The organism is Dakarella massiliensis (assembly GCF_001182045.1).
Lineage (GTDB): Bacteria > Pseudomonadota > Gammaproteobacteria > Burkholderiales > Burkholderiaceae_F > Mesosutterella > Mesosutterella massiliensis.
This window is the reverse complement of record NZ_CVTY01000004.1, coordinates 156,210-171,484: the sequence shown is the minus strand read 5'-3', so window position 1 is coordinate 171,484 and position 15,275 is coordinate 156,210. Positions and strand designations below refer to the sequence as shown.

The window sequence follows — 15,275 nt, the reverse complement described above, 5'->3', positions numbered from 1 at the left end:
CAGAATGACTGAAATGAATACCTATCCGGAATTTCCGAAGGGCTGCAGAACGCTCCCTGAGATGCTTGAGCATACGGCTGCCACGTGGCCTGACCGTATCGCCTATCAGTGGTTTGACCGGGCGACTGAGGCCTGGGCCTCCATCACGTGGAAGGAATTCCTGTCCGCAGTCCGCCGCTGGCAGAAGGCCCTCAAGGCATCCGGCCTGAAAAAAGGTGACCGCGTCGCGGTGCTTCTCACGAACAGCATCGAATCCCTTCTGATTGACCAGTCTGTGCTCGCCTGCGGCATGACCCCTGTGCCGATGCATGCAATCGATACGCCTTCCGCCTGCGCCTTTGTCCTCTCGGACAGCGGCGCAAGGGCACTGGTCACAGCGTCCGAAGCCCGCTGGCACTCGATCCGGGATGCCGATCCGACGCTTGATCTCTCGGCCCTCGGCACCGTGGTGCTTTGCTCTGACACCCCGACTGAAAAAGAGTTTCATGGCACACCGCGCGTCGAAGCGGTGACAGACTGGCTCGCCGCCGGCGAATACGCCGAAATCGATCCCGCGGACCGTCCTGCTCCGGAAGATCTCGCGGCTCTCGTCTACACGTCCGGCACCACCGGCCGCCCGAAGGGCGTCATGCTGACTCACAGCTCGCTTGTTGCGAACTGCAGCCAGACCTGGCAGTGTCTCCCGCTCACCGAGCAGGATGTGTCCCTCAGCTACCTGCCGCTCTCCCACGCTTTTGAGCGTACGGTCGCTTACTATCTCGCCGTCGCAGTTGGCTCTCAGCTTGTGATTTCGCGCGGTATTCAGTCACTCACGGAAGACATGCAGCACGCGCAGCCCACCACGATGAACACCGTGCCGCGCGTTCTGGAAAAGATTCATACGAACTTCGTGAATCAGATCGCTTCCGAAGGTGAAGCCGCCGTTCAGACCCTTGCCTGGGCGCAGGAAGTGGGCTGGCGCCGGTTCTGCCGCAAGAACAGCCTTCCTGTGGAGCACAGCCCGCGCGAGGAACTGGATGACGCCGCGTGGCCTGATCTCGACGCGAAAATAGGCACCCGAGTCCGGGCCCTTTTCGGCGGCCGTATCCGTGATCTGATCTCAGGCGGCGCCGCCCTGAATTACTCCATCGCGAAATTCTTCTGCGCCATGGGTATCAATCTCCGCCAGGGCTATGGCCTCACGGAATCGGCCCCGGTGATTTCAATGTCGGAAACGGTCGGCAATCACCCGACCACAGTCGGCAAGCCTCTCCCCGGCATTGAGGTGAAGCTCGGCGCGAATGATGAGCTCCTCGTGCGCGGACCTCAGGTGATGAAGGGCTACTGGCACCGTCCGGACGCCACGAAGGAAACCTTCACGGAGGATGGTTTCCTGAAGACCGGTGACCAGGCGGATCTCTCTGACGGCGGCCGTATCCGCATCAAGGGCCGCATCAAGGAAATCATCGTGACTTCCACCGGTGAAAAGATTCCGCCGGTGGATCTCGAGTTCGCCATTCAGTCGGATCCGCTTTTTGAGCAGGTGATGATCATCGGTGAAGACCGGCCGTTTGTCGCAGTGCTCGTTGTCGTTAACCCGACGCGCTGGGAGAATTTCTGTGCCGAACTTTCGCTCGACCCGAAAGATCCCGCCTCCTACGAAAGCCGTCAGGCTCAGCGTGCTGTGCTGCAGCGGATCCGGAAGCTTACGCGTCAGTTCCCACAGTACGGTGTGCCGCGCGCTGTCCGTATTCTGAGCGAACACTGGACGCCTGAAAACGGCATGACGACCAGCACGATGAAACTGCGCCGCCGCGTGATCACGAAGCACTATCTCGCGCTGATCGAAGAGCTCTACGCGAACAACAAGGCCTGACCGGCATGACCGAGATGAGGCTTTTCGACTCCCACTGCCACATCAATTCAAAAGAGTTTGATGAGGACCGGGAGGAAGTGATTGCCCGCATGAAAGAGTCCGGGCTGACAGGAGCTGTCGTCATCGGCTGCGAGGACCCGGAGCTCAAACCGCTCCGGGCGCTCCTCAGTCAGCACCCGGGCTATCTCTGGGGCGCCTGGGCGCTGCATCCGGAGTATCAGGATGTGGGTCACGAACCGACTGTTGAGGAGATCTGCAGCGCGAACTCAGATCCGAACTTCGTTGCGGTCGGGGAAACCGGGCTTGATTACTACTGGCATAAGCCCCCCTGCCCGTGGCAGGTCGAGCGGTTTCTCCGCCATATTGAGGCCGCGAAGCGCCTCGGGAAGCCTCTCATCATCCATGCACGGGACGCGGAGTCTGAAGCGGTCGATATCCTGAAATCCGAAAATGCCGGGGAAACGGGATTTGTTCTTCACTGCTTCTCCTCTACTACTGAGGTGGCCAAAAAAGCGCTTGATGCCGGCGGAATGATCGGCATTAACGGAAATATGACATTTAAACGTTCTGTTGCAATTCAGGACGCCTGCGCCGCGATCCCCATGGATAGGATTCTTGCAGAGACTGACTGCCCCTATCTGGCGCCTGTACCGAAGCGCGGACGCAGGAATGAACCTTCCTTTGTCGCGTATACCGTCGCTAAAATAGCCGCATTGCATCAGATCGCTGCTGAAGAGGCAGCCCGCATGACCGAGGCCAACGCCCGCCGGTTCTTCCGCCTCCCGCCGCCGGTCTCCGGAGAATGAGCCATCCCGGCTCTTTCCCATGCGGAAGCGCTTTTGGAATACACAGGATTGAAAGCATGAAACAGACTTCTCTGAAGATTACGCTCGCATCGGCTTTTGCCGCCGCCATGATGACGCTCGCGCCGGCCGCGGTGCTCAGCTTCCCGGCAGCCGCCTCCGCGGCTCAGATGGGCCCTGAAGAGCTCTATGCCAACTTCACCGGCGCCGTAAAGAATAACCGCGGCGACGTAGTGAAGAAGATGCTCGCCCAGGGCTACAGCCCGAACGTGAAGATGCCGAACGGCGACCCCGCTCTCGTCTATGCTATCCGCGCGGATAACACTGACGTGATCGACCTGCTGCTGAACGCGAAGGGGCTTGATGTGGATAAGGCAAATCCGTCGGGCGAATCCGCTCTGATGGTCGCGGCCTATAAGAAGAATGTGCCGCTCGTGAAGGCGCTCCTCGCTAAGGGTGCCATCGTTGACCGTACCTCCGGCTGGTCTCCCCTCCACTACGCTGCGGCTGCAGGCTCTGCTGAACTCGTTGATCTCTTCATCAAGAAAGGCGCGAATGTGAATGTCCGTACGAAGTCCGGCGTCACGCCGCTCTTCATGGCGGCCCGCATCGCGAACCGCCCCTGTATCGAGCGCCTCCTGAAGGCCGGTGCCCGCAAGGACCTCTGCAACGATCACGGTCAGAGCCCGGCCGATATGGTCCGCGCGAATAAGACCACGACGGACACGAAGCTTGCTGATCTCCTTGCCACCAATAAGTGCGCGAAGTAATCAGGGAAACGAAGTTCTGAATCTCCTCTTCCCATGAAAAAAGCTGCAGCTCTGAATAGAGACTGCAGCTTTTTTGTCGTTCACCGATTTCTGTCAGACGGAGAAAAGCCCGAGTGACCGTTTTACATCCTCCACCGCCATCTGCCCTGGGGCCGATGCCGTGCCGGACATCGCAAAGGTGAGCGCCGAGCCGAAGATACCGCCTGAGACTCTGGAGATGGAACCGAGCGGCCCCATTGCCATCGTGACAAGCGGACCAAGCCCCGCTTCACGGGCCTCCGCTGTCACAAGCAGGAGTCTTGCCACATCAGACGCCTTCCGGGGCATCACCGCAAGCTTCAGAATGTCCCCCCCGAGCTTCCGCTCGAGTTCCAGAGTCTCACGGAGTACGGCGGAATCCGGCGTTTCGGAGAAATTATGGCTGCTCATGATCACGCCGATACCGGCCGTGTGCGCAGCTTCAACGAGCGGCGCGAGAATCGCTTCACCGCGCGACACCTCAAGATCTATCAGATCCATCCGGGAGTACCGGATGAGACTCCCGAGAAGACGCAGGTACTCAGCCGCTGTGTAGCTTGCCTCTCCTCCTTCCTTCCCGGTCCTCACTGTGGCAATGAGGATTTTGTCGGAAGCGGCTGCATAAGCCTGATTCACGAGCCCTGTGATTTCAAGAATCTGATCACTGTTCCGGCCAGAATCGAGGTGATCCAGCCTCAGCTCAATTCCGTCAATTGCCGGATCAGCGGCAAGCCGCTTCACGGCTTCAAGGATCGCCTCAGGCGTGCGTCCTGTCGCCGAAACGAGAATGCCGGGCGCGCCCTCCCCGATCCTCTTTCCCTTGCCGGGGATGACATGGGTCCGGGAAATCTTCTTTTCAGTGTCTGCTGCTGACATGACTGCGCCGCCTTTTTTCAAAAACTGTCGGAAAGCCGAATGAGTAAAGTTTAGCGGAACGGCAGAGAAAGACAGCCTGAAACCGGTCTTCTCGCCTAAAAAAACTTCCCGGCACATCACTGCGCCGGGAAGCGGTATAGAGAATCAGAAGAAACTTCTGAAGTTACTGAGCGAGTTTCTTCGTGATCTTCACGACAAGGTTGGAGCTGCCGACCGCGACCGCGGGTGTATCGCCCTCCAGGTCCCCTGGCTGCGGCATCAGGTTACCGGTTTTCGACACGCGGGCACCGACAACCACCTGCTTCAGGGATTCCATTTCCCCCATGCCGCCCGGAAGCCGCATGTTGGAGTCCAGCGTGAACTTTGCGGGAAGATCCGACACCTTCACCTGGGTCACAGCAACCGGCATGCGGCTGCCTTCGACGGGGCGCGCGAAGATGAATACAGTTTCGTTCCCTGAGAGACCGGCCTTCAGGTCAGCCGCAAGGCTCACGGTCCCGGAGACCGACACCACACGCTGGCTTCCGGCCGCTTCTGACACCGGACTCGGTTCCACACGGGTAACGGAACTCGGCCCCGTGAGAGGCTTCATGCCGGCCTTCGTACGGGCGTCATTCACCATGTTGAGAACGCTCTGATAGTCCTCAGACCCCGGCTTCTGATCCGCCAAGACCTTTTCCCAGGTGGCCGCGGCCTCCTTGAACTGGTTTCGGTTGTAGTAGGCGGTGCCCTTCAGCGCGAGCGCCTTCCAGAGTTTCGGGGAAATCTTCAGAGCCTGGTCAACCAGCTCCTCAGGTTTTCCGTCAAGCGAGCCATTCTTTGCCGCGAGGCAGTCAGCCCAATCGGCAAGAACCTCAGCCTTCGTTTCGCCGTCAACCAGCGCGGAAAGCTTCTCATAAGCGGCAGCCGCTTTATCAAAGCGCTTCAGGGCGTCGTTTGTACGGGCGAGAAGCATCCAGCCGTTCACGTTCTTCGGATTTTCCTGCAGGCTCTTCTCAAGCTTCGCGAGCTGTTCATCCAGCTGAGCCATCGAGTGACCGCCCGACTCATTCTGGGCCTGCATGCCGGCGATCGCCGGATTCATGGCGTCCCAGGTACCGAAGCGCCAGTAGATCACCGCAGCTGCGATCGGAATGAAGACCGCGATAAAGGCGAGTGTCGTCAGACGCTCACGCTTATCGGATTTATCGAGCGACTCCGTGGCGCGGCTTTCGTCCAGCACCCGGCGCTCAAGCTCTGCGCGGGTTTCCTCGAACTCATCGTCCGAAATCTTTCCCGCGTCATGCCCGGCCTTCAGATCCGCGTAGCTCGCCTTCAGGGCTTCGACGTTTGTCTGCACGAGTTCGCTTTCAGCCCGGCCCGACACCCGCTTGGAACGCAGGCCGAACCCGAGGATCGCCACAGCGACCGCGCAGAAAATCACGGCGATCAGAACAAAAAATGCCATCATCATTTGCGGCTCTCCTTCGGGGAATCTTCATCATCCGGACGGATACCGAGCAGACGCTCCGCCTCCTCGCGCTCTGCCTGCGTGAGCGGTCTTCCCTCGCCTTCAGGCTGCTTTCTGCGGCGACGCACAGTCACGAAATACCAGGCAAGCACAATCACGAGAAGCGCGATCGGGCCAACCCAGAGAATGACTGTCGATGCCTTGAAAGGCGGCTTATAAAGAACGAAGTCACCATAACGGTCCGTCATGTAGCTGATGATTTCGTCATCAGTCCGGCCTTCGGCAATCTGCTCCCGCACCTGACGGCGCAGATCGATCGCGAGATCCGCGTTCGATTCCGCAATGGTCTGGTTCTGGCAGACGAGGCAGCGGAGCTTTTCGGCAATGGCGAGAAGACGCTTGTTCTTTACCGGATCGAATTCGTCAGAAGCCGCCTCATGGGCTTCCATACGGGGAGCATCTGCCGAAGCAGCCGGCGCCGAGGCAGGAGCAGAAGCCACAGCAGCAGCGGCCGCGGAAGGCTGAACCGCCTCTGCAGACGCCTCGGGCGCTGCCAAGGCTGACGCTGAGATCACGGCCGTCCCAAAAGCAAACAGTACGGTCAAAAATCGATTCATTACTCAGCCTCCAGTTTCGCAAGGAGCGGCTTCACGTCGTTCGCCCATTCCTTCTGCATCATCGGCCCGATCACCTTGTGACGGATGATGCCCTTCTTATCAATGATGAAGGTCTCCGGAACACCATAGACACCGAAATTGATGCCGGTCTGACCTTCTGGATCCCGAAGCACCAGGGTGTAAGGATTGCCGTACTGCGTAAGGAACGCGAGCCCGGGAGCCACCTTATCCTTGTACTGGAGTCCCACGACCGTATTCTTCAGTTCGCCGCTGCGGACAAGCTGCATGATGTACGGATGCTCTTCCCGGCAGCTTTCGCACCAGGATGCCCAGACATTCAGAAGCCAGACCTTCCCTTTAAGCTCATCACTCGACACCGTGCGGTCAAGATGATTCAGATCCTGCAGCTGGAACGCCGGAGCAGGTTTCCCGATGAGGGGCGAAGGCACCTCATGCGGATCCAGATAAAGTCCCTTCACGAGGAACCCCGCCAGCACGATAAAGAGCGCAAGCGGCAGAAGATACTTCAGCTTTTTCATAATCAGTTAGCTCCCGCAGCACCGACCACAGGCTTCGCGGCCTTCTTCCAGTAGCGGCGGTCCGTAATCGCGAACAGACCGCCGACCGCCATGAGCAGCGTGCCGCCCCAGATAAAGAGCACAAAGGGCTTCGAGTACGCGCGCACAACCCAGCCGCCGTCAGCTGTCGGATTGCCGAGAGAGACGTACACATCGCCCGTCACGCGGTGCAGGATGGAGGCTTCCGTCATCGGCATGCCGCGGCTTGAGAAGTAGTCTCGCTTCTCAGGATAGAGATGACCGATTTCGTGTCCGCCTTCGATCAGCGTGATGTCTCCCTTCTTCGAAAGATAGTTCGGGCCGCGTGCTTCAGTGACGCCATTGAACTTGAAGGTGGTAGAACGGACCGTAACCACGTCACCCGGCACCATACGGACATCGCGCTCAGCTTCGTACCCCATTACCATCGCGATACCAAACACCGTGACACCGATACCGAGGTGGGCGAGCTGCATACCCCACCAGCTGCGGCCATGACGGAGGAAACCGGAAGAAACCGTCTTCGCGTTGCGGGATCCCACGCGGATCTCGTGAATGATCGAGCAGAGCACCCAGAAAGCAAGGAAGAAACCGACGGCCGGCCAGACCTTGAATTCCCCCATCGCGAAGGGAATCGCGACAGCTGCGATGAGAGACACAATGAAGGACGGGGCCATCTGGCTCACGAGACTCCCAAGCTCAGCTTCCTTCCAGCGCACGAGCGGTCCGATCGCCATGAGGAAAATCACAGGGAGCATGAGAGGCGCGAAAACCGCGTCGAAATACGGGGCTCCGACCGAGATCTTGCCGAGACCAAGCGCGTCGAGGATCAGCGGGTAAAGGGTGCCGAGCAGCACCGCGCTCATTGCCACCACGAGGAAAATGTTGTTCACAAGGAGCATCGATTCGCGGGACACGATCGCAAAGCTTCCGCCGGAAGCCACTTCAGGCGCCTTCCAGGCGAAGAGCGCGAACGAAAGTCCGATCACGATGCAGAGGAAAATCAGGATGAAGAGACCGCGGGACGGATCAGCCGCGAAAGCGTGCACCGACGTGAGAACGCCCGAGCGGACGAGGAACGTTCCGAGCAGCGAAAGCGAGAAGGTGAGAATCGCGAGGAACACGGTCCAGATCTTGAAGCAGCCGCGCTTCTCGGTCACCGCGAGCGAGTGGAAGAGCGCCGTACCGGTCAGCCACGGAAGGAACGAGGAATTTTCCACGGGGTCCCAGGCCCACCAGCCGCCCCAGCCGAGTTCGTAGTACGACCAGAAGGAGCCAAGCGCGATGCCGAGCGTGAGAAGAACCCAGGCCGCCGTAGTCCACGGACGCATCCAGCGGGACCATGCGATATCGAGACGGCCGCCGAGGAGCGCCGCGATCGCGAAAGCGAACGGCACCGAGAAGCCCACATAACCGAGATAGAGAAGCGGCGGATGGAACACCATGCCCGGATCCTGCAGAAGCGGATTCAGGTCGGCGCCTTCCGGTGCCGGCGGGAAGAGGCGGGCAAACGGATCCGACGTCATCAGGATGAAGAGAAGGAAGCCGACTGAGACGAGACCGAGAACCGAAATCACACGGGCCTGGGTAATCTCAGGAATCGAGCGGGCCGAGAAGGCAACCGCACAGGTCCACCAGCTGAGGCACACCACCCAGAAGAGGATGGAGCCTTCATGCGATCCCCACGTCGCGGCGAGCTTGTAGTACCACGGGAGCAGCGAATTGGAGTTATTCGCCACGTTCAGCACCGTAAAGTCACTCGTGAGGAAGCACCACGCGAGGATTCCGAACGCGATTGTGAGGAAGAGCGCATTCGCTACGGCCGCTGGACGCGCAAGATCGACCCAGCTCCTGATTTTCAAAAATGAGCCCGCAAGCGGCAGCACGCCCTGCACGAGGCAGATGACGAGCGACAGCATGAGAGCGAAGTGTCCGAGTTCTGGTATCACGAGACTTTCTCCGTTTCCTTATTGCCTGTGTTGCTTAATTGAATCTTTGCCGGTCCCGCGCCGTCAGATCGACGCACCCTGCTTGGCGGCTTTCGCCTTCTTTGCGTCTTCCATTGCCTTGGCGGCTTCCGGCGGCATGTACTTTTCGTCATGCTTCGCGAGCACTTCAGTGGCAACAAACGTGCCTGAAGCGTTCAGCTTGCCCTGAGCCACAACACCGGTGTTCTCGGCGAACAGGTCAGGAAGCGCGCCATTGTAAATGCACGGCACGTCCTTGTTGTCATCTGTCACCGTGAAACTCGTTGTGACACCGTCACCTGACGTGGCCACGGTGCCCTTCTTCACCATGCCGCCCACACGGAACGTGTGGTCATGCGGCGCTTCGCCGGCGGCTACCTGAGTCGGTGAATAGAAGAACACCACGTTCTCGGACATAGCCGAGTAGATGAGCGCGCCCGCGCCCACAATGACCGCAAAAGCGATACCTCCAAGAATCAGAACCTTTTTTCTGGATACGTTTCTGGCCATGTTTCTACTCCTCGTCCGATACCTGCTCGGATTGCTTTTCAGCGCGTTCAATGCGCCGGATGGCGTCAAGTGCCGCCTTGCGGCGGACTGACTGGAAAATGTTTTCAAAAATCACAGCGGCGAGCGCCATACCCCAGGCCATCCAGACCCAGAAGCCGTGCCCGCCCATGGCGAAGAATGCCGATGCGCTTTCCCAATGCATAATCAAGCCTCCTTGGCAGCAGCTGCGCGAGCCCAGGGTTCGCGGCGATAGCGTTCAAGGACCACTGTCCTAGCGCGCCGCACGATCGCCCCCGTGCAGTAGATCCACATCGCGGCCACCATGGTGAGCACGGTGTAGAACATCGTGGTTTCCATCGAGGTGCCGTGCGTCGTAATGGACGCGCCCTGATGCAGGGTGTTCCACCAGCGGACGGAAAAATAAATAATCGGAACGTTGAGCGCGCCGACAATCGCAATCACCGCGGCGGCCCGGTCTGCCTTTCTCCAGTCGTCAAACGCTGTATGAAGGGCGATGTAACCGAGATAAAGGAAGAAAAGAATCAGCATGCTGGTGAGGCGTGCGTCCCACACCCAATACGTGCCCCAGGTGGGACGGCCCCACATGGATCCCGTGAAGAGTGCAATAAAGCCCATGATCGCGCCGGTAGGCGCCATCGCGACCGCAAATACCGGGGCCATCTTCGACTTCGTGACCAGCGCCCAGATCGTATAGAAGGCCATCATGAGGTACGTGAAGAGGCTCATCCAGGCGCACGGAATGTGAATGAAGATGATGCGGTAGGAATTGCCCTGGCGGTAATCGATCGGAGTGACAAAGAAGCCCATGTAGATGCCTATCACGGCAAGGACAAAGGCCACGATGTAGCAGCCGATCACGATCGGCCGCGAGGTTTCATAAAACCACTGTGGATCCGAAAAATTTGGAAAACTCATAGCTGCTGTTCCAGACTGAAGTCTCTATATATAGACAGATGCTTTTTTATTTTTCCGGGATAAAAGGGCGGAGAACCGCCGCATCATCCCGAGCTGTTATTCGAGCGCGATTCTCAAAGCCGCCGCGCTGCCCCATGGGGCAATCGCGAGAGCAAAAAGCGAAAGCGCCCCGGTAATCAGCAGATAGGCCGCGGGGGAAACCGCAACCGCCACCGCTCCCGCCGCACCGGCACCGAAAATAAGCACCGGGATATAAAGCGGCAGAACAAGAAGTGATGTGAGCACACCGCCCGACCGGAGCCCAAGCGTGAGCGCCGCGCCGACGCTTCCAAGAAGCGAAAGCACCGGAGTGCCGATGAGAAGCGAGAAAACAAGGACGGCGGCCACTTCCGCCTTCAGATCAAACATCACGGCGGCAAGCGACGCGAAAACGGTGATCGGCACGCCGGTCGTAAGCCAGTGCGCGAATGCCTTCGCGAGAACAATCACGGGGAGCGGGTCAGGAGAGAGAACCATCTGCTCAAGCGTGCCGTCAGCAAAGTCATGCGCGAAGAGCCGCGGCAGCGAGAGGAGTGCCGCGAGAAGCGCGGCCACCCAGACAATGCCCGGAGCCATGCTGCGAAGGAGTTCCGTCTCTGCTCCGACACCAAGCGGCACAAGCGTAATTACCACCAGGAAGAAAAACACTGTCTGCAGGACGTCAGATTTCTGCCGATAAGCAAGAAGCAGATCCCGGCGGACCATCACGCGGAAAAGCTTAAGCATGGGTCACCTCCGGATTCCTGCGGGCCCGGCGGCGGGCCGGAGAAAAGTCAGAGACATCAAGCTCGCGGTATCCCGGCGTGCTGAGCCCCGATTCCTGATGCGTTGTCATCAGGGTGATACCGCCTGAAGCCGCATGCCGCTCAATCAGGCGGCAGAGTGAGGCAACGCCCTTCACATCGAGAGCCGTGAACGGTTCATCGAGGATCCAGAGCGGAATGTCTTCCGAAAGATAAAGCCGTGAGAGTGACGCGCGCCGATGCTGCCCCTGGGAAAGGAACCGAACGGGTTCTTCCTCAAATCCCCGGAGACCAACCTGTTTCAGCGCATCGAGGCACGCCTCGCGGGATGCCTCGCGGCCGAAAAGCGTCGCGTTGGTGCGGAGATTCTCGAGACACGTGAGCTCTTCCTTCACTCCGTTCAGGTGTCCTATATAGAGGAGATCCGCCCGGAAGTCTCCTCCTAACTCTTTGGTATCCCGTCCGCCCCAGAAAATCTTGCCCTCGGTCGGCGTAAGAAGCCCGGCCACAATCCGCATCAGTGTGGTTTTTCCCGCTCCGTTAGGACCGGCAAGGCGCAGCACGGCACCGGGCTCTGCCTCAAAGCAGAGTCCTTCATAGAGGCACCGTTCGCCTCTCACGCAGGTGATTCCCTCAGCCCTCAGCGAAGCTGCCGGGGCCTTCTGATGGTCAGAATCCTGATTCATGGCTGGAAGGCAGAAATGATTAAGTCAGTAAATAAATAGAACCTGGCGTCAGCCGGCGGAACCGGCTATAAGAGAGGGGGCTTTTTTCGGGCGCAATTCTCCCCTCCTCAAAAAACGCTATCGGGAGTCTAGGAATCTGCGCTTAAGCCTTGCTTAAGGATTCTTTCCTTCCCCCTTCCTTCGCATTGGGTCTTTAGGTCTGCTCTTTTTCTGGTAGGTACATACCCTTAATACCGACTAATCCCTTATTTTTCGCCATCCGCAAAATAATTCGACTTATAACCGAATATAGCTGATACAGATCAAATTATTACCCATATATGGATATATTTTCATAAACTACAAGATACTGTAAATATTTACACAAGGGTTTAGCCTTAAACCTAATGCGTTTTTAAAAAAGTATTCCCAATTCGGCCCGCACTTCTTAAATTTACGGTGAAGCAAAAAACTGAGGCAGGATTTTTTCCGTTAGTCACAGTTTTACCAATAACAAACGTCAAATAAAGTGGCTAAACGGCTTCCTCTGCTTCATCTGGAAACCGCAAAGCTTCTATAGGAGATAGCTATGGCTGAAACACAATACGAGGCCCTTCGCCGTCAGGGTGTAAGCCGCAGGAGCTTCCTGCAGTTCTGCTCCCTCACCGCTGCCAGCCTCGGCCTCGGCAGCGCCGGCGCCAAGGATATCGCTACCGCGATGCAGACCAAACCCCGCGTTCCGGTGGTCTGGCTTCACGGTCTTGAGTGCACCTGCTGCACCGAATCCTTCATCCGTTCTTATCACCCGATCGCCAAGGACATCGTCCTCTCCATGGTTTCGCTCGACTACGACGACACCATCATGGCAGCTGCCGGTGAACAGGCTGAAGCGGCTCTCGAAGACACCATTACGAAGTACAAGGGTCAGTACATCCTCGCGGTCGAAGGCAATGTGCCTCTCGCCGGCGACGGCACGTTCTGCATCCCTGGCGGTGAAATCTTCAAGAACAAGATCCAGCACGTTGCTGCTGGCGCCAAGGCTGTGATCAGCTGGGGCTCCTGCGCCTCCTGGGGCTGCGTCCAGGCTGCCAAGCCGAACCCGACCCACGCTGTGCCGATCAACGAAGTGATCAAGGACAAGCCGATCGTTATGGTCCCGGGCTGCCCCCCGATCGCCGAAGTGATGACTGGCGTTCTCACCTACATCCTCACCTATGACCGTCTGCCCCCGCTCGACCGTCAGGGCCGTCCGAAGATGTTCTATGGCCAGCGTATTCACGACAAGTGCTATCGCCGCGGTCACTTCGATGCCGGTCAGTTCGTCGAACATTTCGATGACGAAGGCGCGAAGCTCGGCTACTGCCTGTACAAGGTTGGCTGCAAGGGCCCGGTCACGTACTCCCCCTGCTCCACCATCCGCTGGAACGAAGGCCTGTCCTGGCCGGTTCAGTCTGGTCACGGCTGCATTGGCTGCGCCGAAGCCGACTTCTTCGACAAGGGCTCCTTCTATGATCACGAAACCACTGTTCTGCCTCCGGGCTGGGGTGGTGTTGAAGCGACCGTTGACAAGGTCGGCCTTGGTGTGATGGCCGTTGTCGGCGTCGCCGCTGCCGCCCATATCGCGGCCAGCGCTGTTGTCCAGGCACGCTCGAAGACCAATAACAAGCATATCGGAGAGGATCGTCATGAGTGAAACCCGTATCGTCGTTGACCCGCTGACCAGAATTGAGGGTCATATGCGCATGCAGGCCGTTCTGGGCGCTGACGGCAAGATTGCCGACGCCTGGTCCACCGGCACGATGTGGCGCGGCATTGAAGTGATTCTGAAGGGCCGCGATCCCCGCGACGCCTGGGCCTTCACGGAACGTATCTGCGGCGTCTGCACCGGCATTCACGCTCTGGCTGCTGTCCGCGCTGTGGAAGGTGCTATCGGCATCAAGATCCCGGCCAACGCCAACATCATCCGTAACCTGATGAACGCTGTGCTGTTCGTTCAGGACCACGTGACCCACTTCTATCAGCTCCACGCTCTGGACTGGGTTGACGTTATCAGCGCTCTGAATGCGGATCCGCGCGAAGCCGCTGCTATCGAAGCGAAGATCTCCCCGACGCATGAACTGAACGGCGCCGGCTACTTCGCCGATATTCAGCGCCAGCTGAAGGCCTCCGTTGCCGGCGGCCAGCTGTCCATCTTCAAGAACGGCTACTGGGGTCACCCCGCCATGAAGCTGCCGCCCGCGGTTAACCTGCTCGCGACGGCTCACTACCTGGAAGCTCTCGACTTCCAGCGCGAAATCGTTAAGATCCACACGATTCTCGGCGGCAAGAACCCGCACCCGAACTACCTGGTCGGCGGCGTTCCCTGCCCGATCAACATGAATGGCACCGGCGCAGCCGGCGACATGATCAATGAAGTGACGATGAACTACATGCGCGATATCGCCAAGTACACCGTCGACTTCGTGAAGAATGTCTACGTGCCGGACGTCAAGGCCATCGCTTCCTTCTACCCCGAGTGGTTCAAGTATGGCGGCGGCATCAGCTCCAAGAACCTGCTCTCCTTCGGCGAATTCCCTGTCCGTCCGAACGACTGGAGCAATGACAACCTCGTGATGCCGGGCGGCGCTATCGTTGACGGCAACCTGAAGGAAGTTCATCCGGTCAACCCGAACGATCCGAAGGAAATTCAGGAATTCGTTGATCACTCCTGGTTCACCTATGACAAGGGCGATCAGAAGGACGTCGGCCTCTATCCGTTTGACGGTGAGACCGTTCCGCACTTCGAGCTCCCGAAGGGCTCTGTCGGCACGAAGACCAAGTTCAGCTGGCTCGGCGGTGACGGCAAGTACTCCTGGATCAAGACCCCGAAGTGGAAGGGTCACACGATGGAAGTCGGCCCGCTCGCCCGTGTCGTGATCGGCTACGCTCTCGGCAAGGAAGTCTACAAGGAGCCGGTTGACGCTCTGCTGAAGGAAATGAACCTTCCGCTCGAAGCCGTGTTCTCCACCCTCGGCCGTACGGCTGCCCGCGCTATCGACGCGGTCGTGGCTGCTGACCTGATGGTGAAGTACGTTGACGACCTCACCGCCAACATCAAGGGCGGCGATGAAGTGGCTGCCAACATGGAGAAGTGGGATCCGTCGACCTGGCCGAAGGAATGCAAGGGCGTCGGCCTCTGCGAAGCTCCTCGTGGCGCTCTGAGCCACTGGTGCGTCATTAAGGACGGCAAGATCGCCAACTGGCAGGCTGTGGTTCCGACCACCTGGAACGCCTGCCCGCGTGACGCCAATGGTCAGCACGGCGCGTTCGAAGCCTCTCTGCTCGGCACTCCGATCATCGATCCGAAGAAGCCGCTCGAGATCCTTCGTACGATCCACTCCTTCGACCCGTGCCTCGCCTGCGCTTCTCATCTTTTCGACCCTGAGGGCAAAGAAATTACGAAGGTCGAATCCGAGTAAGGAGGAACCTC

At 58.6% G+C, this 15,275-nt stretch carries 15 protein-coding genes; 5 read left to right on the top strand and 10 right to left on the bottom strand.

The annotated features are described in order from the left end of the window. The first annotated feature begins 4 nt into the window (after positions 1–4). Genes BN1936_RS00960 through BN1936_RS00950 form a run of 3 tightly spaced genes read left to right on the top strand, consistent with a single transcriptional unit; the run spans position 5 to position 3,428 of the window. Positions 5–1,855, top strand: a complete 1,851-nt coding sequence (locus BN1936_RS00960) for an AMP-dependent synthetase/ligase (RefSeq protein ID WP_022443399.1) — start codon at positions 5–7, stop codon at positions 1,853–1,855. 5 nt (positions 1,856–1,860) lie between these two features. Next, the gene (locus BN1936_RS00955) at positions 1,861–2,661 is read left to right on the top strand and encodes a TatD family hydrolase (protein ID WP_022443398.1); all 801 of its coding nucleotides are present in this window, start codon (positions 1,861–1,863) and stop codon (positions 2,659–2,661) included. A 56-nt stretch (positions 2,662–2,717) separates the two neighbouring features. After that, positions 2,718–3,428, top strand: coding sequence for an ankyrin repeat domain-containing protein (locus tag BN1936_RS00950; RefSeq protein WP_022443397.1), 711 nt, complete (start codon positions 2,718–2,720; stop codon positions 3,426–3,428). 93 nt (positions 3,429–3,521) lie between these two features. Here BN1936_RS00950 and aroD read toward each other — a convergent pair whose 3' ends face one another. From aroD to ccmA, 10 genes are all read right to left on the bottom strand, one after another. Beyond that, positions 3,522–4,322, bottom strand: a complete 801-nt coding sequence (gene aroD, locus BN1936_RS00945) for a type I 3-dehydroquinate dehydratase (RefSeq protein WP_157274768.1) — start codon at positions 4,320–4,322, stop codon at positions 3,522–3,524. Positions 4,323–4,485: 163 nt separating this feature from the next. Further along, positions 4,486–5,775, bottom strand: coding sequence for a c-type cytochrome biogenesis protein CcmI (ccmI, locus tag BN1936_RS00940; RefSeq protein WP_022443395.1), 1,290 nt, complete (start codon positions 5,773–5,775; stop codon positions 4,486–4,488). Beyond that, the gene (locus BN1936_RS00935; protein WP_022443394.1) at positions 5,772–6,389 is read right to left on the bottom strand and encodes a cytochrome c-type biogenesis protein; all 618 of its coding nucleotides are present in this window, start codon (positions 6,387–6,389) and stop codon (positions 5,772–5,774) included. The genes ccmI and BN1936_RS00935 overlap by 4 nt, the downstream gene beginning before the upstream one ends. Further along, entirely contained in the window at positions 6,389–6,928 is a 540-nt protein-coding gene (locus BN1936_RS00930) for a DsbE family thiol:disulfide interchange protein (protein ID WP_022443393.1), read from the bottom strand. Before BN1936_RS00930 ends, BN1936_RS00935 begins: the two co-directional genes overlap by 1 nt. 2 nt (positions 6,929–6,930) lie before the next feature. Next, a complete protein-coding gene (locus BN1936_RS00925; protein ID WP_049686424.1) occupies positions 6,931–8,895 on the bottom strand; it encodes a heme lyase CcmF/NrfE family subunit in 1,965 nt (654 codons plus the stop codon). A gap of 63 nt (positions 8,896–8,958) precedes the next feature. Further along, positions 8,959–9,423 carry a cytochrome c maturation protein CcmE gene (gene ccmE / locus BN1936_RS00920; protein WP_022443391.1) on the bottom strand — a complete coding sequence of 155 codons (465 nt, stop codon included), beginning with the start codon at positions 9,421–9,423 and terminating at the stop codon, positions 8,959–8,961. Positions 9,424–9,427: 4 nt separating this feature from the next. Next, positions 9,428–9,625 carry a heme exporter protein CcmD gene (gene ccmD / locus BN1936_RS00915; RefSeq protein WP_022443390.1) on the bottom strand — a complete coding sequence of 66 codons (198 nt, stop codon included), beginning with the start codon at positions 9,623–9,625 and terminating at the stop codon, positions 9,428–9,430. Positions 9,626–9,627: 2 nt separating this feature from the next. Then, a complete protein-coding gene (gene ccmC / locus BN1936_RS00910) occupies positions 9,628–10,359 on the bottom strand; it encodes a heme ABC transporter permease CcmC (protein WP_022443389.1) in 732 nt (243 codons plus the stop codon). Positions 10,360–10,455: 96 nt separating this feature from the next. Continuing rightward, positions 10,456–11,124 (bottom strand): heme exporter protein CcmB, encoded by a 669-nt coding sequence (gene ccmB, locus BN1936_RS00905; RefSeq protein ID WP_022443388.1) that lies wholly within the window; start codon positions 11,122–11,124, stop codon positions 10,456–10,458. Beyond that, complete coding sequence (gene ccmA, locus BN1936_RS00900; RefSeq protein WP_022443387.1) at positions 11,117–11,827, bottom strand: cytochrome c biogenesis heme-transporting ATPase CcmA; 711 nt, start codon at positions 11,825–11,827, stop codon at positions 11,117–11,119. Before ccmA ends, ccmB begins: the two co-directional genes overlap by 8 nt. A gap of 568 nt (positions 11,828–12,395) precedes the next feature. Here ccmA and BN1936_RS00895 point away from each other — a divergent pair. Then, positions 12,396–13,499, top strand: coding sequence for a hydrogenase small subunit (locus BN1936_RS00895; protein ID WP_049686423.1), 1,104 nt, complete (start codon positions 12,396–12,398; stop codon positions 13,497–13,499). Next, entirely contained in the window at positions 13,492–15,264 is a 1,773-nt protein-coding gene (locus tag BN1936_RS00890; protein WP_049686422.1) for a nickel-dependent hydrogenase large subunit, read from the top strand. The genes BN1936_RS00895 and BN1936_RS00890 overlap by 8 nt, the downstream gene beginning before the upstream one ends. Positions 15,265–15,275 lie beyond the last annotated feature (11 nt).

Bases quoted from the DNA above. Each gene is read 5' to 3' on its own strand.
- ccmI (WP_022443395.1), bottom strand. From the start codon at position 5,775: ATGATGATGGCATTTTTTGTTCTGATCGCCGTGATTTTCTGCGCGGTC.
- BN1936_RS00955 (WP_022443398.1), top strand. From the start codon at position 1,861: ATGACCGAGATGAGGCTTTTCGACTCCCACTGCCACATCAATTCAAAA.
- BN1936_RS00890 (WP_049686422.1), top strand. From the start codon at position 13,492: ATGAGTGAAACCCGTATCGTCGTTGACCCGCTGACCAGAATTGAGGGT.
- ccmE (WP_022443391.1), bottom strand. From the start codon at position 9,423: ATGGCCAGAAACGTATCCAGAAAAAAGGTTCTGATTCTTGGAGGTATC.
- BN1936_RS00930 (WP_022443393.1), bottom strand. From the start codon at position 6,928: ATGAAAAAGCTGAAGTATCTTCTGCCGCTTGCGCTCTTTATCGTGCTG.
- BN1936_RS00895 (WP_049686423.1), top strand. From the start codon at position 12,396: ATGGCTGAAACACAATACGAGGCCCTTCGCCGTCAGGGTGTAAGCCGC.
- BN1936_RS00950 (WP_022443397.1), top strand. From the start codon at position 2,718: ATGAAACAGACTTCTCTGAAGATTACGCTCGCATCGGCTTTTGCCGCC.
- BN1936_RS00960 (WP_022443399.1), top strand. From the start codon at position 5: ATGACTGAAATGAATACCTATCCGGAATTTCCGAAGGGCTGCAGAACG.
- ccmB (WP_022443388.1), bottom strand. From the start codon at position 11,124: ATGCTTAAGCTTTTCCGCGTGATGGTCCGCCGGGATCTGCTTCTTGCT.
- BN1936_RS00935 (WP_022443394.1), bottom strand. From the start codon at position 6,389: ATGAATCGATTTTTGACCGTACTGTTTGCTTTTGGGACGGCCGTGATC.
- ccmA (WP_022443387.1), bottom strand. From the start codon at position 11,827: ATGAATCAGGATTCTGACCATCAGAAGGCCCCGGCAGCTTCGCTGAGG.
- ccmC (WP_022443389.1), bottom strand. From the start codon at position 10,359: ATGAGTTTTCCAAATTTTTCGGATCCACAGTGGTTTTATGAAACCTCG.
- aroD (WP_157274768.1), bottom strand. From the start codon at position 4,322: ATGTCAGCAGCAGACACTGAAAAGAAGATTTCCCGGACCCATGTCATC.
- ccmD (WP_022443390.1), bottom strand. From the start codon at position 9,625: ATGCATTGGGAAAGCGCATCGGCATTCTTCGCCATGGGCGGGCACGGC.